The 21,570-nt window shown below is 69.2% G+C and carries 18 protein-coding genes; 11 read left to right on the plus strand and 7 right to left on the minus strand.

The window, feature by feature from the left end:
• Window positions 1–46 precede the first annotated feature (46 nt).
• The 3 genes from AOP72_RS06170 (at window position 47) to AOP72_RS06180 (ending at window position 2,927) form a co-directional block, all read left to right on the plus strand.
• Window positions 47–991, plus strand: a complete 945-nt coding sequence (locus AOP72_RS06170) for a glycosyltransferase family 2 protein (protein WP_152650265.1) — start codon at window positions 47–49, stop codon at window positions 989–991.
• Between the two features lie 221 nt (window positions 992–1,212).
• Window positions 1,213–1,944, plus strand: a complete 732-nt coding sequence (locus tag AOP72_RS06175; RefSeq protein ID WP_193746368.1) for a polysaccharide deacetylase family protein — start codon at window positions 1,213–1,215, stop codon at window positions 1,942–1,944.
• Window positions 1,941–2,927 (plus strand): glycosyltransferase family 2 protein, encoded by a 987-nt coding sequence (locus tag AOP72_RS06180; RefSeq protein ID WP_062133833.1) that lies wholly within the window; start codon window positions 1,941–1,943, stop codon window positions 2,925–2,927. The genes AOP72_RS06175 and AOP72_RS06180 overlap by 4 nt, the downstream gene beginning before the upstream one ends.
• 123 nt (window positions 2,928–3,050) lie before the next feature.
• Here the strand turns inward: AOP72_RS06180 and AOP72_RS06185 are convergent, their stop codons facing one another.
• The 4 genes from AOP72_RS06185 to AOP72_RS06200 form a co-directional block, all read right to left on the minus strand.
• The gene (locus tag AOP72_RS06185; protein ID WP_062133836.1) at window positions 3,051–4,193 is read right to left on the minus strand and encodes a GNAT family N-acetyltransferase; all 1,143 of its coding nucleotides are present in this window, start codon (window positions 4,191–4,193) and stop codon (window positions 3,051–3,053) included.
• A complete protein-coding gene (locus tag AOP72_RS06190; RefSeq protein ID WP_193746369.1) occupies window positions 4,190–5,383 on the minus strand; it encodes a GNAT family N-acetyltransferase in 1,194 nt (397 codons plus the stop codon). Before AOP72_RS06190 ends, AOP72_RS06185 begins: the two co-directional genes overlap by 4 nt.
• 217 nt (window positions 5,384–5,600) lie before the next feature.
• Window positions 5,601–6,662 (minus strand): glycosyltransferase family 4 protein, encoded by a 1,062-nt coding sequence (locus AOP72_RS06195; protein ID WP_193746370.1) that lies wholly within the window; start codon window positions 6,660–6,662, stop codon window positions 5,601–5,603.
• A complete protein-coding gene (locus AOP72_RS06200) occupies window positions 6,659–7,732 on the minus strand; it encodes a glycosyltransferase WbsX family protein (RefSeq protein WP_062133845.1) in 1,074 nt (357 codons plus the stop codon). The genes AOP72_RS06195 and AOP72_RS06200 overlap by 4 nt, the downstream gene beginning before the upstream one ends.
• A gap of 133 nt (window positions 7,733–7,865) precedes the next feature.
• On the opposite strand from AOP72_RS06200, the gene AOP72_RS06205 reads away from it, so the two are divergent.
• The 4 genes from AOP72_RS06205 to AOP72_RS06220 all read left to right on the plus strand — a co-directional run bounded on the left by AOP72_RS06205 (window position 7,866) and on the right by AOP72_RS06220 (window position 13,584).
• On the plus strand, window positions 7,866–8,810 hold the full coding sequence (locus AOP72_RS06205; RefSeq protein WP_062133847.1) for a glycosyltransferase family 2 protein: 945 nt from the start codon (window positions 7,866–7,868) through the stop codon (window positions 8,808–8,810).
• A 303-nt stretch (window positions 8,811–9,113) separates the two neighbouring features.
• Window positions 9,114–10,544: a UbiA family prenyltransferase gene (locus tag AOP72_RS06210; RefSeq protein ID WP_062133851.1), complete on the plus strand. Its 1,431-nt coding sequence runs from the start codon at window positions 9,114–9,116 to the stop codon at window positions 10,542–10,544.
• Between the two features lie 41 nt (window positions 10,545–10,585).
• Window positions 10,586–12,127, plus strand: a complete 1,542-nt coding sequence (locus tag AOP72_RS06215) for a DUF2339 domain-containing protein (RefSeq protein ID WP_152650266.1) — start codon at window positions 10,586–10,588, stop codon at window positions 12,125–12,127.
• On the plus strand, window positions 12,124–13,584 hold the full coding sequence (locus AOP72_RS06220) for a glycosyltransferase family 87 protein (protein WP_084631393.1): 1,461 nt from the start codon (window positions 12,124–12,126) through the stop codon (window positions 13,582–13,584). The genes AOP72_RS06215 and AOP72_RS06220 overlap by 4 nt, the downstream gene beginning before the upstream one ends.
• Here the strand turns inward: AOP72_RS06220 and AOP72_RS06225 are convergent.
• On the minus strand, window positions 13,530–14,765 hold the full coding sequence (locus AOP72_RS06225) for a glycosyltransferase family 4 protein (protein WP_062133860.1): 1,236 nt from the start codon (window positions 14,763–14,765) through the stop codon (window positions 13,530–13,532). The genes AOP72_RS06220 and AOP72_RS06225 overlap by 55 nt on opposite strands.
• 169 nt (window positions 14,766–14,934) lie before the next feature.
• Here AOP72_RS06225 and AOP72_RS06230 point away from each other — a divergent pair, with 169 nt between their 5' ends.
• Window positions 14,935–15,795, plus strand: a complete 861-nt coding sequence (locus AOP72_RS06230; protein ID WP_062133870.1) for a hypothetical protein — start codon at window positions 14,935–14,937, stop codon at window positions 15,793–15,795.
• 41 nt (window positions 15,796–15,836) lie between these two features.
• On the opposite strand, the gene AOP72_RS06235 is transcribed toward AOP72_RS06230, so the two are convergent.
• Together AOP72_RS06235 and AOP72_RS06240 are read right to left on the minus strand one after the other, a co-directional pair.
• The gene (locus tag AOP72_RS06235; protein ID WP_062133873.1) at window positions 15,837–16,664 is read right to left on the minus strand and encodes an ABC transporter permease; all 828 of its coding nucleotides are present in this window, start codon (window positions 16,662–16,664) and stop codon (window positions 15,837–15,839) included.
• Complete coding sequence (locus tag AOP72_RS06240; protein ID WP_062133876.1) at window positions 16,661–17,872, minus strand: ABC transporter ATP-binding protein; 1,212 nt, start codon at window positions 17,870–17,872, stop codon at window positions 16,661–16,663. The genes AOP72_RS06235 and AOP72_RS06240 overlap by 4 nt, the downstream gene beginning before the upstream one ends.
• Window positions 17,873–18,004: 132 nt before the next feature.
• Between AOP72_RS06240 and AOP72_RS06245 the strand changes: the two genes are divergently transcribed.
• From AOP72_RS06245 to AOP72_RS06255, 3 genes are read left to right on the plus strand one after another with little or no spacing between them, the layout of a single operon-like run.
• Entirely contained in the window at window positions 18,005–18,979 is a 975-nt protein-coding gene (locus AOP72_RS06245; protein ID WP_062133879.1) for a glycosyltransferase family 2 protein, read from the plus strand.
• 32 nt (window positions 18,980–19,011) lie between these two features.
• Window positions 19,012–20,406 (plus strand): O-antigen ligase family protein, encoded by a 1,395-nt coding sequence (locus tag AOP72_RS06250; protein ID WP_062133882.1) that lies wholly within the window; start codon window positions 19,012–19,014, stop codon window positions 20,404–20,406.
• Between the two features lie 14 nt (window positions 20,407–20,420).
• Window positions 20,421–21,545, plus strand: coding sequence for a glycosyltransferase family 4 protein (locus tag AOP72_RS06255; protein ID WP_152650267.1), 1,125 nt, complete (start codon window positions 20,421–20,423; stop codon window positions 21,543–21,545).
• Window positions 21,546–21,570: the final 25 nt, after the last annotated feature.

Below are 21,570 nucleotides of genomic sequence, written 5' to 3' on the forward strand. Positions count from 1 at the left end.
TGTCGTGCCTAGTGGGGTGTGGCACGCCACGAGCGAGGGGACCGCGATGATCGCAGGCGCACGCATCAGCGTGATCATCCCTGCCTACAATGCCGAGACGACGCTCGATGCCCAGCTCTCCGCTCTCGCACCGCAGTGTCGCGACGTCGACGCCGAGGTGCTCATCGCCGACAACGGATCCACCGACGGGACCGCGGTGCTTGCACGCTCCTGGGAGCCCCGACTCCCCCGGCTGCGCGTCATCGATGCCTCGGCGAGGCGGGGTCCGGCGGCTGCACGCAACATCGGCGCCGCCCTCGCGACGGGGCGTTCGCTCGCGTTCTGCGACGCTGACGACGTCGTCGGCGCCGGGTGGTTGTCGGCGCTGGCCGACGCGCTCGACAGCCACGATGTGGTGGCGGGCGCGCTCGACTTCGCCGCACTCAATCACCGGTCCGGTGGGATGGGGGCCGCCGCCGGCTTCCCTCTCAGCTACCTTCCTGGCATGCGCGGAGCCGGATCAGGAAACCTGGCCGTCACCGCGGCTGCGTTCGAGGAGGTGCGCGGATTCGACGAGGAACTGCGGGTCGGTGAGGACATCGACCTGTGCTGTCGTCTCCAGCTCGCCGGGTATGCGCTGCACCCGTGCGATGACGCGGTGGTCCACGTGAGGCTGCGAGGTGGCGTGGTGTCCGCATACCGTCACGCCTTCGCCTTCGGTGCCGCAGACAGGCAGCTCCGCCACCGGTACGCGCCCATCGCGTCGGCGATCGACGCAGGTGAGTGGCGTCCACCCGCGTCCGCCCCCGTCGACAGGAGCCGCGAGACGTCGGGAGACGGGAACTTCGACCCCGCCTCTCAGGCCAGCACACCAGCGGGTCATCGGTGGACGCGCGTGCTCATGCCCCGCCGCGTGGACCCCACCGCGTTCGCCCGGCGCATGGGCAGGCGCGCCGGCACGCGCATCGGCAGGATCGACCGCACGCTGCCGCAGGTGGCGCCTCCCCCGTGAGACCGGGCCTCTCGGCTCACCGCCCTTCCACGACTGGAAGGAGCGCGCTACAGTCGGCTCACACGCGCGTGCGCCCGCGCCGCGCTCCTGCGCGTGAGACTCATGATCCGCTCGCACCTGGGGGAATGATGGTCGGTCGACCACGCTCGTTGATCGTCAGGCGCCGGGACATCGAGTCCGACCCGCGCCCCCAGGGAGGCTCCTTCTCCAGCGTGCGATGGGTGCCGTTCACCGTGCCGGATGCGGTCGGCGGCGCGCTGGGCGTGTTCTGCGTGGACACCACGGATCCGGTGATGGGCCTCACCTACGACGACGGTCCTCACCCGGACCACACTCCTCGAATCCTCGACGTGCTCGCAGCGCACGACGCACGCGCGACGTTCTTTGTGCTCGCCCGCCAGGCACGCTCCCACCCCGACCTCATGCGGCGCATCGCCCGCGAGGGTCACGAGGTCGCGCTTCACGGCGATGATCACCGCTCGATCCTGACGATGTCGACCCACGACGCAGTCGCCATGATCCGGGCGTGTGCGCGCGAGGTCGAAGGCCTCTCAGGCGCGCCGGTCACTCTCTACCGTCCGCCCTATGGCGCTCACACGCCTCGCCAGGCGCTGGCGATCCGCCGGCTTGGGCTCGAGGTCGTGCTGTGGTCCGGCGACGGACTGGACTGGCTTGACGACGAGGAGGACGCGATCGCGGAACGCGCCCTCACCTCGACCTTCCGCGGCGGCATCCTGCTGATGCACGATGACCGCGGGGATCCCGAGACGATCGCTGCCGATGAGGTCGCGCCGGCGTTCGACAGGGGGCGGGTGACGGAGCTGATCCTCACCGGCCTCGCAGCGCGAGGTCTCACGGCGACGTCCGTCAGTGCACTGCTCGCGAACCGCGTGCCGGTGCGGAGCCTCGCGAAGGACCGCGCGATGCAGACTCGCACCGGAGCGCGTCCGTGACAGTGCGCGACCCCGGGCCGGAGGTGCGGTTGAGCGTCGTCATCGCCGCCTACAACGCAGCTGAGACGCTCGGGGCAGAGCTCGAGGCGCTGGCCCTCCAGCAGGCACCCTTCGCGTGGGAGGTCATCGTCAGCGACAACGGGTCGACCGATGCCACCACCGAGGTCGCGCATGCGTTCGCGGGCCGAGTGCCGCGGCTGGTGATCGTCGACTCGTCCCAGCAGCGGGGCCCCGGTGCGGCCCGCAACCGGGGCGCCGCCGCCGCGACCGGAGAACAGCTGGCGTTCTGCGACGCGGATGACGTCGTGTCACCCGGCTGGGTGGCCGCCATGGGCCAGGCGCTCTCCTCACACGCGATCGTGACGGGCACGTCGCGGCGGCGGCAGCTCAATGCCCGTCCGGATGAGGACCAGTTCCACGAGTGGTCGCGCTACGTCATGCCCTTCTTCCCTCAGCTCCCCGTCGCAGGCGCGGGAAACTTGGGGCTCAGGGCTGAACTCTTCACACAGCTCGGCGGCTTCGATTCCCGGATGCGCACCGGTGAGGACCTCGATCTGTGCTGGCGAGCCCAGCTCCTCGGCCATCATCTGGGCCACGCCGCTGACGCCCGGGTGGATGTCACCAACCGGGACGGGCTGCGCGCCACCTATCGGCAGTTCAGGTCGTACGGCCAGGGGAACCGGGTGCTCATCGACAAGTTCGCCGAGGTGATCGCCGCGTACGCAGATCTCCCTGCGTGGGAACCGGACCAGGTCGCTCGCTGCGAGGATCCTCCTGCCCCCACTCCAGCCCGGCATGGTCGGGTCATCGCCGTTCGGTCACTCGCGTCTCGTGCGCTGCGAAAGATCGGGCGCACCCGCCGGCTCAGCGATCTCACTCACCTCTCGAGTCGGCTGGGCTACGCCGTGGGGAGTCGGTGGGGGCGGACCGAGATCCAGGTCGAGCGGGTCCCGGTGCCTCAGGACGGACCCCGGGTGCCCTGAGCCCTCGTGCCCGGCCCACCCCTGTGAGCCGGCATCGCGCAGCCGGATCGTCGCGCGAGGCACAGCGTGCCCCGGCGCACCAGCGCTCTCGACGACGATCCACCATGAGGCGAGGCGTCCGAATCAGGTCCCCGGTGCCTGACGATCGCGCCAGCGTTCGGCCGCCGAGATGAGGGATTGCGCAGCGGCGGCCCGCCACCCGTGCGCGTACTCGAGATCCCACACCGGAGCCCGGCCGTTGAACATGCCGCCCTTGTCACTCGGCGCCACAGCGAGACCAGTGTCGTACATGTGACGGCCGTCCCGCGTGAGCAGCATGACGGACGTGAGTCGCAGCACCTTCCCGGGTGACTGCTGGCGCAGGGTGTCGTCATAGGCGTCGACGAATCCACACCACACGTTCGATGTCCGAAGAGAGATGTTCATCGCGAGCGTGCGATCGCCGGCGACCAGCGCCCACACCGACAGGTCCCCGTCGTCGGCGTAGCGTCCGATCACTTCTCGCGCCCAGGTCGCATGGCGTTCATCCAAGGCGAAGCCCGCCCCGCCTCGCTCAGCGTTGCCCTTCCAGCCGAGCGACTGGAAGTCGATGAACGCATCTGCGATCCCCGCCTCTGCGCTGCGGTCGATGACGTTCACCGGTGCGCCGAGGAGGTCCTTCTCGAGCTCGCTGATGTTGATCAGCAAGCTGCGTCGAGTGCGTTTGGAGAGGTGCGTGGCGCGATGGACGATGTCCGCCGGCGGGAGTCCGTGCAAGTCGACTGCGTTCTCCGCAGCACGCATCGTGACGAGCGCCCGGGTCTGGGCATGCCTGACCGTCTGTCGGCGGCCCCGCGCGGGCTCGCCTGCCGCGGTCATCCACGCGGACTCCCGGGGCACCTCGCCGATGCGCACCGTTCCAGCCGAGCCCAGGCCGGCCGCAGCCTCGACGAGCAATGGCAGCACGCCTCCCACCATGCCGGCGCGAATCAGTGGGTGCCGACGGTCCGCGTGCCACGTCATGAAACGGCCATGGGAGCTCGCGGTCGTGAGGGGGATTCTCCTCAGGGGTCGGGTCACCTCGATCGGGAGCAAGCCGTGCCAACCCCGCTCGTCTTCCACCACGACGATCCGCAGACCGGCGACCATCTCGCGCCACCGCACCGCAGGCACCACGAAACGCGGGTCGAGCCAGGCGTTGACGGTCTCCGCGCCTTCGCTCAGGTCACGCCACCGCTGCTCGTCCTCGCTGGTGACGGCGGCGAGGTCAATGATCCGGGCTCTCATGGGGTGACGCTGTCGTCGGCGGGCGTGTCGCGGACCATCCCGGGTGTCTCTGCGCGGGTCGACTCTGGATGCGGTGAGGCGCTGTGGCGCCGCAGCCGGCGTCGCCAGGCCATGAGTGTGAGAAGAGCGCGTGCGCGCGCACCCGAACGGACGACCAGGATCTGGAGTGTCGGCTCGATACGGATCTCTCCATCCGCCGAGGCCGCGGCCGCGGCGCTCATCGGCAGCAGCGGATCGACGCTCTCCCCGGCCTCACCCTGCCTCAGCGTGCGGAGCACTGCGTGACGGCCGATCGTTCCGGGTGACAGCCTGCGGTGCTTCTCGCTGTACGCGTCGTAGAAGCCGAACCACCCGCCCGCGGCCGCGCCGAGGTTGACGCTCATGTAGAGCACCTCGTCGCCACCGCACACCGCCATCACCCGCAGACGGCCACGCGACGCGAAGTCGGCCAGAATACTGCGGAACGCGGCCAGCCGTTCGGGGTGGAGCACCAACCCGTCTCCACCGCGCGCGGCATCCGCCTTCCAGCCCTGCGCCTGGAAGTCGGCGAACACATCGGCGACGTCAGGTCGGCTTGACCAGTCTTCGACGCGCAGCTCGCCTCCCGCCGTCTCCGCCAGTGCGGCCGCACGCTTCCGGTGGCCCCTGCGGTGGCCCGATGACAGGCCGGCCGGCGGATCAAAGACGTCCAGGGAGCGCTCGCCGGGGTCAGCGGGGTACCTCCAGCGTGACTCCCCTTCGAGATCGGATGTCGAGATGCCGGCGTCGCGTGCGACAGCGAGGATTGCCGCCCCGACGGTCGACTCGGGCAGGGCGGAGAGCGCGAGCGCCCCAGGGGTCTGCCCTGTGCCCAGCGCATGCAGCACGGCGCCGATGTGTCGTGCTGGGTCATCCTTCCGCACCAGCGGATAGCAGCGCCCCACGTAACGCGTGAGGTAGTCGGGGTGCGAGGACGCGGTGATGAAGCGCAGCCCTCGCAGCTCGTAGGGCGCCCGAATGTAGGGAAGGAGCATGCCGAAGCGGCCATCGTCGTCACTGGCAACGAGCAGTCGCAACGCGGATCCACCCGGCCACGCCTTCGCCGCGTGCCGCTGGAAGTCGGGCTCAGCGAACGGGGTCGGCTCGAGTGCGTTCTCGGCAAGCTCGTGCCACCGTGCGACGAACTGATCGTCGATGTCATGAATGCTCACGTCCTGAACGTGGCTCACAGAACTGCCCCCATCGTGACCACGCGCCCCATCGCGTTCATGTGCACGGCCCATCAATCCCCGTAGAACGCCGTTGCCACTGCTCGCGTCCAGGGTAGTGACCGCCACTCCGTGAGCACAAGGATGCGCGGGCGACCTGTTGCCCTCGCACCACGCGTCGCAGCGCCCGGTGCGTCGAATGCGATCGGACCATCTCGCACTACCGCCGCGCCCCGGTGCGGTACAGATGCTCGTAGAGCGCGACCACGCTCGTGAGGTCGAACTCCCGCGCCCTGGCGAGGCCCGCCGTCGCGAGGCGTTCGCGCTCGTCGGCGTCGGTCAACAGCCTGAGCAGCGCCTGCCCGAGCCCGTCAAGTTCGACGAGTGCCCCCGCTGCGCCCTCGTCGGTGACGTAGCGAGCGCCCACGTTGGGCGTCGCGACGACCGGGAGGCCGCTCGCCATGGCTTCCGCGTACGGGATCCCGAAGCCCTCGTAGGCGGACGGCAGGCAGAACACCCACGCCCGTCGATAGGCGTCTGCCAACTCGGCATCGGTCAGGGTGCCGAGCACATGGACCCCCGGCCCAGGGTCGGCTGGTGCGTCGCGGCACACCATCTCGAGTCTCGCCTCTGGCAGCACGGGCAGTACGTGCTCCTGAAAGGACTCGGCGAGGAGCCGGCCGCGCTTGCGATTCTCCCACGTCCCCACGAACAGCACCGTGGGAACCGCGGCGCGCGCGCCCGCATCGGGGGCGAAGCGCCCTGCGTCGACTCCGTTGGGGATCACGGTCTTCACCCACGGCAGCCATCGCCGGGTGCGGGGCGAGACCACCACGGTCCGGTCTGCCACGACGCTGGCGAGCACCTCGCTGAAACCGAGGAGCACCATCCGCAGCCTCTCCTTCACCCCGCCGATGCGCAGCGCCTCTTCGAAGCACGAGCCGTGCACCGTGCGCACGTGCACCGGGACCCGGCGGCGCCACAGCCAGTAGTCGTCTCCGTGGGCGTGCAGCACGTCGTAAGAGGTGAGGTCGAGGCGGCGCATGCGCTGGGCGAAGCGGAAGGTGCGCAACCGTCCGGGGCTCGACAGATCGATGTGCCCGTAGCGGGCCCCCTCCACGGGTGGGCAGTCGCTGATGACGTCGACGTGATGTCCGCGCGCCACGAGAGCGGTGGCGAGTTCGTGCACCTGATAGCCGACGCCGATCTTGCTTCCGCTCGGAAGATAGTAGGAGATCATCGCGATGCGCAGCGGTGCCACGGCAGCTGAGTCGGCGCTCATCGCCGCAGCCTGGTGCTCAGCGCCGTCAACCATGCGCGGCCGTGCTCGAGATCCGGCTCGAGGTAATTGCCCTCTGCCCACTCGTTCCACGACTTGATCCACAGGAGTCGCTCGTCAGCCGGGCGATCCGCGAGGCTCTCCACCGCGTGATCCACGTTCTCGGCGAAGCGCTCCGGCGACGAACCCGTGAGCACGGTGCCGCGGCTGCCGGAGCGCGGGGTGTTGTCCCAGTTCGGGTACACGCTGGGCTGCAGCGTCGCGTCGTCGCGCACCGCGTCCCAGAGACCGCGGTCCGTCGAGTAGGGGTACACCTCTGGCCCGCCGAGCTTGCGACGCACCTTCATGCGCAGCATCGCGGCGGTGTCCCGCTCAGCGGGAAGGCGCACGTACACGCCCGCGTCGAAGCCGTCGTCCGCCGTTCGCGTGTAGCGCATGCCCTGACCCAATAGGTCGCTCACCTCGGCGACGAGGTACATCCCGCCCAGTCCCGCGTCGCGCGCCATCTGCTGCCACCGATCCACGAAGGCGCGCGCATCTGGCAACTCCTCTGGGCGGAACACATAGAACACCGGCCGGCCATCGACTCGTAGATAGCGATCGTCTCGGAGAGCAGGAAGAATGCTCTCAAAGTGCGCGCGGTCGTCCTCCGGGCCAGGGTAGGTCTGCTCGCGCAGCACTCGGTTGGGTGCACCGTGCCAGATGCCCGTCCACGTCTGATTGGCCCAGCCGAGGCAGAACTTCACCGCCGGGCTGCCGGCAGCGAGGACCTCCGCGAAGGGACGCTCGAGAATTCTCGACCCCGCACCGAACCAGTAGTGCCAGTAGCAGAACGCCTCGACCCCGTGCGCGAGTGCCAGGTCGCTCTGCGCCTGGCGCGCATCGGGCATGCGAAGGTCGTAGAAGCCGAGATCGGCCGGGAGATGGGGCTGCACGTGACCGCGAAACAGCGAACGCGCGCGGGCGGCATTCGTCCACTCCGTGAAGCCGGGTCCCCACCACTCGTCGTTCTCAGGGATGGGGTGGAACTGTGGCAGGTAGAACGCGATCGCACGAGCCCGAACCTCAGTCATTGCCCCAGGCTAGTGGCGCGGACGCCGCCCGCACAGGCCCCATCTGACGCAATCTGCCGTGCGGCCGCGTGCGCACCGCTAGTGTCCTGTGCTGAGGGCGCCCTCCGGTGCGCCCCAGGACGGCGGAGACACCATGACGGGCCCCCAGGTGAGCGTGATCATTCCCGCCTACAACGCCGCCGCGACGCTTGCGGGCCAGCTCGCCGCCCTCGCCGCCCAGCAGAGCGCGCCGTCGTTCGAGGTGATCGTGAGCGACAACGGCTCGGACGACCTCACCGCGGCCGTGGCACACGACCACGGCGCGAGGTTGCCTGACCTCACCGTGATCGACAGCACCGCGCGGCGTGGGCCGTCGGCGGCGCGCAACTCGGGCGCAGCGCACGCGCGCGGTGCCGTGCTCGCCTTCTGCGATGCGGATGACGTGGTGTCACCCGGGTGGCTCGCATCGCTCGTTCGGGCCCTCGACACGGCCGATGCGGTCGCGGGAGCGTTCGAGCACCGTCGTCTCAACCCTCCCCGGGCGATCGCAGTCTCGTGGAACACGGACATCCCGATCCGCCTCGCGTCCTGGCCAGACTTGCCCGCGGGCGCGAGCTCGAACCTCGCGATCACGACAGAGGCGTTCCGCGCGTTGGGGGGATTCGACGAGGACCTGGCCACGTGCGAGGACATCGACCTGTGTTGGCGCGCGCAGCTCGCGGGCTACCGCCTCGCGTTCGCGCACGACGCCGTGGTGCACGAGCGCAAGCGAAGCGGGCTCCGGGCGACATACCGGCAGTCCGTGGCGTATGCCAGGGGCACTCATGCTCTCGAGCTCAAGCACCGTGAGCTCCTGGGCTCCACGCCTCCAGGCATGGTGTCCACCGCAGTCGACCATGGAGCAGCGAGCAGGACCACCGCTGACGTCGACTCGCGCGCCATGCCGCAGTCACACGTCCACAGTTCCGTGGACCTCAGCCGGCGGCTGCGCGCGCTCGGCAGCCGGGTGAGGAGACCCGACCGCGCGAGCCTGCTCGCCGATCTGGTGTGGCGCATCGGACAGCGGCATGGACTCGAGGCCGAGAGGTCCAGACCGTAGGCCCAGACGGTCGCGGTCGTGGCGCATCAGCACGTCTCGCGGAGCGGAGCTCTCGCGAGCCTCGCGCTCCACACCCGTGCAGCTCCTCGGTTGCCGCGACCACGGCTCGGCGCAGAGGGCCTCTGACGCGCACTTCGCAGGACCGCGGCTGCGTGACTGCGCTCAGCGCCTCACATAGGTCGCCGGGCCCCGTCCGCCAGACGCGTGGTGGTGTGAGGGCTGTTCCCTCGCGGCGGTCTCACCGCTACTCTCCTCAGCAAGGGGCCAGCACCCGGCTCAGGCCGTGCCAGCGAGGGGAACGAGTTGAGCGAGCACTCGCCGCCCACGGGCGGGATCACCGCAGTCGATCTCGACGGCACGCTGCTGAGGTCCGACCTGCTCTGGGAGGCGGCAGCCCGCTACTCCACGACGCGTCCGTCCGCCCCGTTCCACGTCATGCGGTGGGCTGCCCGGGGCCGGGCGCGTCTCAAGTCTGAGCTGGCATCGCGCGTCTCCGTGGATGCCACAGCAATCCCGTACCGCACCGAGGTCGTCGAGGAGCTCCGCGCCGTCGCCGCCGATGGCGGACGGGTCGTCATTGCGACAGCCGCCGCACGCTCGCACGCCGAACCGGTGGCCGCGCATCTCGGCTTCGTCGAAGCCGTGCTCGCCACCGACGCTGACGGAGTGAACCTGCGTGGCCCTGCGAAGGCGGATGCCCTCGACGACTACGCTCACGGCACTCCGTGGACCTACTACGGGGACTCGTTGGTCGACGTTCCGGTCTGGAAGCGAAGCGGTGGCGCCGTCGTCGTCGACCCCAGCAAGCGGGTGCAGCGCGCGGTCGCGGGCCTCGACATCCCCGTGCGGACCCTCGTCTGCGAAGCGCCGTCGACGGCCAGAGCGTGGCGCTCGGGTCTCCGTGTCCACCAGTGGGCGAAGAACGCACTCGTGCTCGTCCCGCTGCTGACGGGCCATCTGCTCGTCGAACCGGATGCCGTGGTGCGCGCCCTGGCTGCCGCCATCGCGTTCTCGATGATGGCCTCGTCGATCTATCTCCTCAATGACCTCGTGGACCTCCCGTCCGACAGGGCGCACGCGACCAAGCACAATCGTGCGCTGGCCGCGGGCTGGATCAGCGTGCGGGCCGCATTGATCGTGTCGATGCTGCTCGCCGTCGGGTCGCTTGCCGTGGCGGTTGCCATCAGCTGGCTCTTCACTGGCGTGATCCTCGTCTACGCGGTAGCCACCACGCTCTATTCGCTGTGGATCAAGCGAAAGATCGTCGCCGACATCGTGGGGCTCGCGATGCTCTACACCTGGCGCATCATCGCCGGGTGTGCAGCGATCGCGGTCGTGCCCTCGATCTGGATCCTTGCCTTCAGCATCTTCATCTTCTTCAGCCTCGCCACCATGAAGAGATACGCCGAGATCGTGAACCATGAGCAGTCGGCGTCGGGACGCGACTACCACCTCGTCGATGCGCCGCTGCTCCTCGCCATCGGCACCTCCTCTGGCGTCGCCGCGGTCTTGGTATCGGTGCTGTACCTCGACTCTGCGCAGGTGCACGAGCTGTACGCCTTCCCTCAGGCGCTCTGGGCCGTCATCCCCTTGCTCGTCTATTGGATCGTGCGGTTCTGGATGGTCGCGGTGCGCGGAGGCGTCGATGATGATCCACTGGTGTTCGCGCTCACCGATCGGACGAGCCTGATCGTGTTCGCACTGATCGGCGTGGCGGGGCTGGTGGCATTGTGACTGCGGCGCGTCTGTCTCGCCTTCACGCCTGGGCTTGGGGCGTGATCGGCACCGCGTTCATGGCGTTGGCGATGGCGCCGATCGCGATCGTGCCGCTGTTCGGTGATGACTTCGAGATCGCGGCGCTTCACGACCTCGAGTATCACGGATCGCTGCTCAACGTGATGGCGCAGGGGTGGTGGGGCGACCTCCAGTCCAACCGGTTCAACCCGGTCGGGCGCGAGTTCTCTCTGGGCTACCACGTGTTCGCCCGCGAGGCGGGAGCGATCACCGGTGCCGATCCCCAGACCTTCTACCGCCTCGGCACGTGGGCTCTTGGATGCGCGTCTGCTCTCGCCGCGGCCTTCACGCTCGTGCACGCGGCGCGGTTCGTGAGTGCCCGCAACGCTCTGGCTCTGGCTCCCACCTACGCCGCGATCTGCGCCGCAGTGGCCGTGACACTTCACCTGCACTTCCTCTCTCACGATCCCACGCTCACGATCGCGGAGATCGGCTACGGGGTCGTGGTGCTGTCGCTCTGGCTCATCGGTCTCGGCTTCCGAGCGCTGCGGCCCAACGTGCCGCTCGGCCGCGCGGTGTGGCCATTCGCGGTGCTGTCCATGGCGGGCACCCTGTTCTACGAGACCTTCGTGACGGCGGTCGCCGCGATGGCGTTGGTGTTCGTCGTGGTCCTCGGCCGCGAGCGGCGTTGGCGGCTCCTCGGCTGGTTGCTGGGTGCCGGCGCGCTGCTGCCTGCCGCGGTGTTCCTCGCGGGGCGCTGGTGGGTCAATACGTACGCGACCGACGTCGCGCAGTACTCGGGCACCGAGCTCCAGCTCTCGGCAGGCGCAGCGCGCACGTTCGCTCTCTACACAGCGGGCACGGTGCCAGGCGCCTCATGGCGTCACGCCGCTGCCGTCACCGGAGGACCGATGTTCGTCGCTCCCGCGATGATCACAGCGACGCTGACGGCGGCGCTGCTCATTGCCACACTGGTGCTGCTGCGGCGCTGGCGCTCGCTCCCGCGTCTCGTCCCGTCGCGACGACTGTGGCTGGTGCTTGCCGTTCTCGCCATTCATGTGGCTGGCACCTATGGCGCGCAATCGGCCTCGCCGAAGTACATCACCACCATCTATCACCTCGGCGTCGTCTACCTCGGCTACGCCACCGGCGTTCTCGTGGCCGCCATGCTCGCCGTCGGGGCGCTGCTGTTCCTGCCTCGAAGGATCGCTCGCGTCACGGCCGTCGTCCTCGTCGTCATCGCGATCCCCTTCACGTATGTGCAGCACGCGCTCAACTGGGCGGTGGCGACTGAGATCGCTGGGCTGGTCACGCCCAACGACAGGATCACCACCGAGTTGTCACGTGGAGCCCTTGCGGAGCCGGAGCGTTGTGAGCTGCTCCACCAGTGGGTGGGGCGCGACTCGTACTTCGGCACCGCGCCAGACCTCATGGCCACGATCTTCGAATCACTCGATGCGCGATACGAGACGCACCACGGCGAGCCCTTCTGCGCCAGCGATGCCCCCGAGATCCCGCTCGAGGAGCGGCCCTCCGTGACCTCACCTGCGGCCGGACCAGCGCCCGAGGCGCCGCAGCCATGACGAGTCTGGTGGTCGCGATCACCATCGTCACCGTCACCGCCACGGTGATGGTGCTCGAGTGGCGACCGCCGCGCGTCCTCGTTCCCTTGTTCGGCAACGACGCTCACGTCGGTCCCGCCGTCCGGGCAGCGACGACGATGATCGGTGCAGGGGTCATTCTCGCCGCCCTCTCAGTGCTGGCGACCAGCGCAGTTCAGAGCAGCACGTTCGCCTACGCCGTCGACGCGCTGCTGCCGGGGGGCGCTGGTGGAGACTCGTGGGTCCCGATGCTCACCGCGGCGCAGAACCTTCAGCACGACCCGCAGTCCCCGGTCTATGAGGTGATCTTCTTCGATGGCGGCATGAAGTTCCAGTATCCGGTGATGTCCGTCGTGATCGTGGGTCCCGTCATCGCGGCGCTCGGATGGACGGACACTCAGGTCTACGACGTCGCCAACGCGGCGAGCTGGTTGAGCTTCATCGCACTGGGTGTGACCGTGGGCGCGGTCTTCCTTCGCGCGCTGGCCCATGCGACATCGCGGGTATCACCCTACTCATGGCCCGTGCGGGTCTCCGCTGCCGTCTGTGGACTGGGGGCGACCTTCGTGTTCTACCCCGTCACGCGGGGACTCGAACTCGGCCAGATCCAGACCGCCATGACGCTCGCCGTGGCGTTGGCGCTGCTCGCGTGGCAGCACCATCGCCCGTGGGCCGCAGGTGCGCTGATCGGCCTCTGCTGCGTCGTCAAGCCTCACTGGGGGCTGCTGGTGATGTGGGCGCTGTTCCGTGGCCGCTGGCAGTTCGCCGCCGGGGCGGCCCTGGTGGCGGGCCCCTTGACGGTGCTCAGCATCGCTCTGTACGGATTCGACAACGTCATCGGATACGTGGATGTGGCGCGAGCGTTGAGTGCCAGCGGCGAGTCCTACTTTGCCAACCAGTCGTTCAACGGCCTCACGAACCGTCTGCTCGGCAACGGCCCCAACCTCACCTTCGACCCCGCCGGGTTCCCGCCCGAGCATGCGGTCGTGCGCACCGTCACGCTCGTGACCGCCATCGCCATCATCGGCGCGGCGGTGACATGGCGCATGCAGAGGCCACCCACGGCGGTCGAGTTCTCCATCGTGGTGGTGAGCATCACCGTGGCCGCCCCCGTCGCGTGGGAGCATCACTACGGAGTGCTGCTGCCGGTCTTCGCCGCCGCCACTCCCGCCGCGATCGCGTGGCGACCGTGGGGTCGAGGGACCCTCGCGTGGCTGGTGGTCGCATACTCACTGACGAGCGTCTCGCTGTTCCCGCTCGTCAACCGCGCTGCAGACACGCCTGCGAACGTGCTGCAGTCCTTCATGCTCGTGGGAGGACTCGTGCTCCTCATCACCTTGTACCGGGTGTCGCAGCTCGAGCGGCAGGCCGTGTCCCGAACGACTCAGGTCCCGGATGCGGTGCCCGGGCCGCCCGCCGCCCCCTCGCGAGATGGCTGACGCACGCACGCGTTCCACGCCTTCGCCACAGTCCCCGCAGTGCGGCCTATCGAGAGTTCCTCTCGCGCGCGTGCACGAGCACCGCGTGCGCGCTCGCGTGCGCTGTCCACGTCTGCCACCACCGTGACGATGCCTGCCGACAGCGCCGCCGCGTCGCCCGGCCGGACAAGCACCCCCCACGGGGTCGTCCACACTCCGTCGGCGACCTGCGTGCGTTGGCCGTGAGGATCCAGCAGCTCGGGAACGCCGCCCGCATCCGTCGCGACCACCGGGACGCCGAGAGCCATCGCCTCGGCGACCACCTGGCCGAATGGCTCGGGCACCGGTGAGGCGTGCACCACCACGGTGAACGTCGACATCTGCGCAGGCACATCGTCGGTCCACCCGCTGATGACCAGGGCGTCGTCGAGGCCAGCAGCACTGACAGCCTGGCCGAGGAGCCGCGCGTAGTCCGCATCACCGAACTTCGCTTCACCGACGATCCTGAACGTCGCCTCGGGACGGACCTGACGCACGATGCGGGCTGCGGCGACGAACTCGCGCTGACCCTTCGTCTCGCTGAGCCGTCCCACGATGCCGACCACGCTCCCCCGCGGCTCTCGACGGGGCATGTCGAGCAGCGACGAGTGCACCCCCGGGTAGGCCACGACAGACCTGTCTCGTGCCCGAGCCGGCAGGGTGTCGACCGTTGCGTGCGAGTTGGCGACGATCAGCCGGGGCCCGTGTGCCGCCAGCACACCCATCGCCCGCGCCACGGGTGTCGGAAGGTAGTCAGGCGCGAGGCGATCGTGCAAGTGCCACACCCAGGGTTGCCGCGTGAGACGCGACACCATCCCCACGAGCACCGCGGCCTTCAACGAGTTGGCGACCACGAGTTCCGGATCGAGCTCCCGCAGCACGCGGCGCAGCCTCGTGGCGACGCTCACCGTCGCGGGGAGTGCGCGCACGGCCGCCATCCGTCCGGCGTCGCCGCGCGCCACCGTCGCGACGCCACCGCCATCGATGACGGTGACGGGCACTCCTTGCGCCTCGAGCCTGTCCACGAGCGCTCCCCGACCCCACGTCACTGCGTGCATCTCGAAAGCCCCCGGCGGTAGAGCCTCCAGCAGCCGCAGCAGCGCGAGCTCGGCACCGCCGAGCTCGGCGGTATGCGTCACGACGACGACTCTGAGGGCCGGCACGCTCCGAGTGTAGTGCGGCGCGGCTCCGCTGTCGGGGCCCTTCCGGGCCCCCCTCGCGCGCACTAGCATGGCGGCATGTGCCCCTTCGCGCCTGGCAGAGATGTCCACGACTGGCGCACGCCAACGGGGCCGATGCGGGCATCGGTGCTCGAGCCGCGGCGGTGCATCCGTGGCTGAGCGCACGCTGGGGGCATATGTGCTCCCCGGGGACCCTGTGTGGCTTGCACGCACGCTGCCCCAGTACTACTCGATGCTCACGGCGCTGTCGGTGCCGGTGCCGGCGGACGGCCTCAGCTGGACCGGACGACCGCTTCCGGTCGACGAGACCCTGGCGATCATCGACGCGTGCGACACCCGGGGCCTCGCCGACCGCTTCGAGGGCCGGTGGACCAACGTGGACCGCCCTCGAGACGCGGGTACCGCCCAGCGTCAAGCCGCGCTGAATCGCGTGGGCGATGGCGTGGACTGGGTGCTCCAGATCGACAACGACGAGCTGCTGCCTCATCCCGAGGTCCTGGGGTCGGTTCTCGACGAGGCCGACCGGGTGGGCGCCATCGCGGTGGAGTGGCCCATGCGGGTGCTGTATCGACGGACCCGGCGCACTGTCCTCGAGGTGGTCGCCTCGAACGGCGCACCCGTGTACGACTATCCGGGCCCCATCGCTGTACGTCCGGGAGCCACGTTGACCGAGGCGCGTCGCGCCGCAGGACCGCTCCTGCGAGTCGCGGTCCACGGCGACGATCAGTCGCTGCAGATCACCCGTCCGGCTGAGCCGCAGGAGTTCCGTGCCACCCTCCTGCAGCCCGAGCACGCGATCCTGCACAACTCGTGGGCTCGCCATCCGCGCGACGTGTGGCGCAAGGTGACGTCATCGGGTCATTCTCGCGACTTCGGCCTGGCCCGCTACTACGTGACGCGGTGGCTGAGCTCACCGCTCACGTGGCGCGCGCAGCGGGACGTCCACCCGTTCTCGAGCGGACTGTGGCCCGCACTCGCGCCGCGGGAGAACGCCGGCGTCTATGCGGATTGAGAGGCAGCGCCGAGTGAGAGGCGTCTGATCACGCTCGCGAGCTAGATCACGTCCGCGAAGCCGCGTTCCATCTTCTGGAACACCATCGTGCCCGCGACGAGCACCAGCAGACCGACGCCCACGACGCCGAACATCTGCCACACGGGCGGCGCGTACAGGTCGAGGATCGACCACCGGAAGCACTCCATGAGCCACGTCAAGGGGTTGATCTGAAAGAGCCACTCGAGATCTGCGGGCACGGCCTCGAGCGAGTACGCCACTGGCGTGGCGAAGAACAGCACCTGGGTGAACCACGGCAGCACGTAGCCGACGTCGCGATACTTGACCATCATCGCCGATGCGGCAAGCCCCACGCCGAGCGCGAACATCACCGCGGCGAGAAGCCACACCGGCAGCAGCAGCAATCCCCATCCGGGCGCGACGCCGAACACGATCAGCAGGACTGCAAGGAGCCCGCATGCCACGGCGAAGTCGAGCAGCACGGACAGCACCGTCGACAGCGGCACCAGCATCCGCGGGAAGAACACCTTGGACACCAGGGACTGATTCGCCACCAGCGACGCTGACGAACGCGAGATCACGCCCTCGAAGAGGTTCCAGGCCAGAACGCCGGCGAAGCTGAACACCAGGTAGGGCACGCCCTGGCTCGGCAGATCGGCGACCTGTCCGAAGACGATCGAGAACAATCCCGCCGCCACCAGCGGCTGGATGATGACCCAGGCGATGCCCACCACCGTCTGCCGGTACCTCAGCACGATGTCGCGGGTGCCGAATCGCCAGAACACTTCACGGGCGCCCCACAACTCGCGGAACGGCGGCATGCCGATCCCGGCGGGCGGCGTGATGATGGTGCGCTTCGCGGTGGTCATGAGGAGGCCTCGTAGGTGAAATCCGCCAGCACGATGCCGGCCTTGAGCGCCTCTTCCGAGGTGAGCTCGGGATACGGGTAGTGCGGGAGCACTTCGAACGTGTCGGCGCCCTCCCAGGTGTCGAGAATGCCAGCCTGGCACACCGACACCTTGATGCTGTACTGCCCGGGCTTGAGCCAGAGATTCTTGATCCGCAGCACCGGGCGGTGAGCCTGCGCGGGGGTGAACCACTGCCCCACTGCGCGCGAGTCGCACTGCACGATCGAGGTGCCGTTGATGTCGTCGACGTGGCACGACACGAAGTAGTCGCCCACCATGTCGGGCGCCGGGGGAAGGCTGAGCTCCACCACGACGTCGTCGTCCGGGTTCTGCTGCTGGTTCTCCACCCGCACGCCGTCGAGTCGGATCTGACCCGTTCCCGGACGACGATACGCCTCCACCTGTTCGGTCCGCAGTCGCGAGAAGCTGCTGCGGTACTCGTGCATCGCACCGTCGACGCTGCCGGAATACAGCAGCCTGCCCTTGTCGAGGTAGATGGCAGAGGTGCACAGGTTCACGACGGTCTGCGGCTGGTGGCTGACGTAGAGGACCGTGCGCCCGTCCCGTGCGACGTCCTTCATCTTCTGCAATGACTTGCGCTGGAACTCGGCGTCCCCGACCGCGAGCACCTCATCGATCGCCAGGATCTCGGTCTCGAGGTGGGCGGCGACCGAGAACGCGAGGCGGACGTACATGCCGGAGGAGTACCGCTTGACCGGGGTGTCCAGGAATCGCTCGACACCCGAGAAGTCGACGATCTCGTCGAAGCGGCGCTTGATCTCTTTGCGCGTCATTCCCAGGAGTGCGCCGTTGAGGTAGATGTTCTCGCGGCCGGTGAGCTCGGGATGAAAACCGGTGCCGACTTCGAGGAGGCTTCCCACCCGGCCGCCCAAGTCGATCAGGCCTGTCGTGGGCGCGGTGATGCGAGTGAGCAGCTTCAGCAGCGTCGACTTGCCTGCGCCGTTGCGGCCGACGATGCCCAGCGCCTCACCCCATGGAATGTCCAGCGAGATGTCGTTCAGCGCGTGAAACTCGTCGTACTCGGGACGGCGGGTGGGATTGCGGAGCACATCCACGATGGCGTCGGTGATGCGATCGATGTGGGCGGTGCGCCGGTTGATGCGATAGACCTTCGTCAGATGCTCGACTGAGATGGCTGTATCGCGCATATAAACCCGATCTACCTCAAGGAATACCACCGCGGAGAGTGACCTCGGCCGAGGTCTGAGCACACGCTACCACGCTCGATTCCGGCTCCTCTAGGATGATTCCAGTTGTCGCATCGGCCGGAGGGAGGCCCTGTGCCGGACCCCGCAGAGCCGCTCGACGACCGTTCGCGCCACGTCGTGGTCGTGCTCAATTGGAACGGCCGCGCCGACACCCTCGTGTGCGTGGAGTCGATCCTCGCCGACCCCGATGCCCCCCAGGTGCTGGTAGTCGACAACGGTTCGACGGACGGGACGCTGGACGAGGTCACGCGTCGATGGCCGGGTCTGCCTACGGTGCAGACTGGCGAGAACTTGGGCTTCGCCGGGGGCATGAACCGCGGAATCGCGTGGGCGCGTGCCCGGGGCGCCGCAGTGATCACGGTGCTCAACAACGACACGGTGGTCCCCGTGGGGACGATGGGCGTGCTGCGATCCGCCGCCCGCGAGGGCGCGTGTGCCGTGAGCCCGGAGGTGCGCTATCGAGACGAGCCCGATCGGGTGTGGTTCGCCGGCGGCACGCTGTCGCCACCCGACTGGTTTCCCCATCACACGCCTGCGGCGCGGCTGGCGCAGGCAGAGGGCGACACCCGGACCGTCGACGTTCTGTCCGGATGCTGCGTGACCGCGTCCACCGAGGTATGGGGGGCCGTCGGAGGCTTCAATGAACGCTACTTCCTCAACTTCGAGGACTCGGAATGGAGCGTCCGCGCGGCTCGCGCCGGCGTCAGCCTCCGTGTTCGCACGGATGCGGTCATCCTCCACGCCGTCTCGGCGTCATTCACCGGCGCGGCTGCCAGCCTCGGGACGTACTACTACGTGCGCAACGGACTCGACTTCAACCGTGCCGCAGGCGGCGACTCCCGGGCCCGTCGACGGTTCGTGACCCGGGTCGCAAGAGACGCGGTCGCGCGCAGGCGCCGGGAGCGTGCGTGGCGTGCCGGAGCGCGGGAACTGCGCATGATCGCCCATGGGTGGGCGGACTACTCGCGGGGCCGCATGGGCCCCGCGCCGGCGCGCCTGGCCCGTACCACCGCCCGCTGGGCGAGCGCCGGGGCCGGCTCGCCCTAGTCGTGCTGGCACGGCGTCCCTAGGATGAGCGCATGTCCCGCTTCCAGGCGCCTCTGAGGTCGCGTGCGTGGGCGCCTGCAGTGGTGCTCTCCCTCGTGGCGCTCGCGGTCGGCAGCACCATGGCGGTGCTGAGCGTCGGGTACGACGGGTTCGCCATCCCGGTGGCGATCGCGCTGCTGGTGCTGGGCGTCGCCTCGGTCGACATGACCTTGGTGCCCATCGTCGCGGTGCCCGCGACCTTGGCGCTGATGCGAGTGGGGGGCGAGATCGCGGTGGCGGACGTCGCGCTGGCCGCCGGCACGATGGTCGCGCTGTTCCTGCTGCGCGGGTCGGGTGCGCTGGCGATGCAGCCGCTGCTCGTCGCGGGATCGCTCTACCTGGTGCTCGCCGTGCCCACCCTCATCATCAACCCCTACACCGCCAACCTGGTCGAGTGGGTCCACGAGCTGTTCCTGGTGCTCGGCAGCATGGTGGTGGGCTTCGCGATCGGCCGGGGCGGGCGTGCCCGGCTCGCGCTCTCCGTCTACGTGATGGTCTGTGCGGCGCTCGGCGTCGTCGCCGTCTTCCTCGCTCTCCAGTCCGCGCTGTCGAGCGGACAGTTCCTCCCGGTGTACATCGGGGACCTCCACAAGAACACGCTCGGCGGGATGCTCGCGTCGGCCGCGATACTCGCCTATGCACGGCCGTCATGGACCGGCTGGACGCGAGGCAGCGCGCAGCTTGGCGTGGTGCTCTGCCTCGCCGGCGTGCTCGCCACCCAATCACGCCAAGGGATGATCGCGGCAGGCGTGGGCATGCTCATCGTCGGTGTGCGCCCCATCGTCAGGGGCATGCGCCGCCCGAAGCTCATCTGGATTCTTGCCGCCGTCGTGGCGGTGGGCATCGTCTTCAGCGTCAACCAGCAGCTCTCCGAGGACAACCCCTACAACAGCGCGAACGCCCGCCTGGCCTGGTTCGACAGTTCGATCGAGATCTGGAGGCAGTCGCCCGCCTTTGGGAACGGGCTGCGCTGGTGGTACACCGACCGATTCGGGGAGTCCTTCCAGCCGCCCAACGCGGAGCTCGAGGTGCTGACCTCGGTGGGAGTGGTGGGACTGATGGGATTCCTGCTCATGTTCCTGGTCGCCGCAGTCGCGCTGATGCGCATGGAGCCCGTGTACGGAACGGTCGCGGTCGCGGTGGTGGCCGGACGCTTCGCCCAGGCCCAGTTCGATCTCTACTGGGTCGCTGGTCAAGCGTCGCTGCTGTGGATCGTCGCGGGCATCGTCTACGGGGTGCGGGAGCGCGACCGGTTCCTCGGCATCGACCGCACCGCCAGCGCCATGCGGGAGCACGCCGCCCGTTCCGGCGTGCCTCACCGAGGCTCCGGCCGGGACCGGGTGGCCCGTGTGGACCGGGCTGGCAGCGCGGTCCGTGACCCCAGGTGAGAACCGTCTATCACGTGATCACCCCGGGTGATCACTACTCGCCCCGGACGGGGTCCGCGATCCCCACGGTCGTCGACGGCCTTGCGTCGGCGAGCGCTCGCGACGACGCGCCTGCCTATCGACACGTGGTGGTGCTCGACCGCACCACGTACAGGCCCCGGTACAGCAGTGCCGATGTGCTCGAGTACTCCCCTTCCGCCCCGTCGTCCCGAGCCGACCGGCTCCTTGACTACGGTCGCGCCGTCATGGGCCGCGACCGAGCGGCATTGCTGCGCCCGTATGTGCCGGTGTTGGCCGTCCTCCGGGATGCTTCCCCGGGGATCGTCGTGGCTCACAACGCACCCTTCCTGGGCCCTGCGCTGGCCCGCACGCCGCACCGCATCGTGCTGCACGCCCACAATGCCCTCCCCGCCTCGATGCGCCGTCACGAGGCACGCAGGTGGGTGGGCAGCGCCGCTGCGCTGGTCTGTGTCAGCTCCGATCACGCCGCGGCGACCCGGGAACGTCTCCCCGCAGGCCTGCGCGACACCGTGCATGTGGTGCGACATGGCGTGGACCCGCTGGCGTTCGCACCCGGCCCACGCCCCCCGTCACCCATCCGGTTCGTGTTCGTGGGCCGCACGATTGCGCACAAGGGCGCCGATGTCCTCGTCGAAGCGGCTCGGCGGCTGGCCCGGTCGGACGTCGAGGTGGTGGTGGTGGGCAGCCATGGGTTCGATCCTCACGCTCCCCTCACTGGCTACGAGCGTGCACTACGGGAGGCCGCGGCGGCATCCCTCACCCCCGTCACCTTCCTCCCGTTCACGGACCGGTCCGAACTGCCAGGCCTGCTCGCGGCTGCACACGCGCTCGTGGTGCCGTCGCGCTGGCGCGAGCCGGCGGGCCTCACCGTGGGTGAGGGCATGGCGAGCGGCGCCGTGGTGATCGCGAGTGCGGTGGGAGGGATCCCTGAGCTGCTTGGGGACGCAGGCGTGGTGATCCCCCCCGACAGCGCCACGGCGCTGGCGACGGCGATGGCGCGCGTGGCGGACGATCCCGAGTTCCGCGCCGCCAAGAGCGCGCTGGCCCGCGAGCGGGCTCAGGCGCACGACTGGGCGTGGGCCTGGCGCCAGATGCGCGACGTCCTCGACGCAATATGAGGCCTATCCGTGGCGACTGACCCCC

This window comes from Demequina aestuarii (assembly GCF_000975095.1).
Taxonomy (GTDB): Bacteria; Actinomycetota; Actinomycetes; order Actinomycetales; family Demequinaceae; genus Demequina; species Demequina aestuarii.

Excerpts from the sequence above, each read along its gene's own strand:
- AOP72_RS06250 (WP_062133882.1), top strand. The coding sequence starts at position 19,012 with ATGTCCCGCTTCCAGGCGCCTCTGAGGTCGCGTGCGTGGGCGCCTGCA.
- AOP72_RS06185 (WP_062133836.1), bottom strand. The coding sequence starts at position 4,193 with ATGAGAGCCCGGATCATTGACCTCGCCGCCGTCACCAGCGAGGACGAG.
- AOP72_RS06205 (WP_062133847.1), top strand. The coding sequence starts at position 7,866 with ATGACGGGCCCCCAGGTGAGCGTGATCATTCCCGCCTACAACGCCGCC.
- AOP72_RS06235 (WP_062133873.1), bottom strand. The coding sequence starts at position 16,664 with ATGACCACCGCGAAGCGCACCATCATCACGCCGCCCGCCGGGATCGGC.
- AOP72_RS06170 (WP_152650265.1), top strand. The coding sequence starts at position 47 with ATGATCGCAGGCGCACGCATCAGCGTGATCATCCCTGCCTACAATGCC.
- AOP72_RS06195 (WP_193746370.1), bottom strand. The coding sequence starts at position 6,662 with ATGAGCGCCGACTCAGCTGCCGTGGCACCGCTGCGCATCGCGATGATC.
- AOP72_RS06240 (WP_062133876.1), bottom strand. The coding sequence starts at position 17,872 with ATGCGCGATACAGCCATCTCAGTCGAGCATCTGACGAAGGTCTATCGC.
- AOP72_RS06220 (WP_084631393.1), top strand. The coding sequence starts at position 12,124 with ATGACGAGTCTGGTGGTCGCGATCACCATCGTCACCGTCACCGCCACG.
- AOP72_RS06200 (WP_062133845.1), bottom strand. The coding sequence starts at position 7,732 with ATGACTGAGGTTCGGGCTCGTGCGATCGCGTTCTACCTGCCACAGTTC.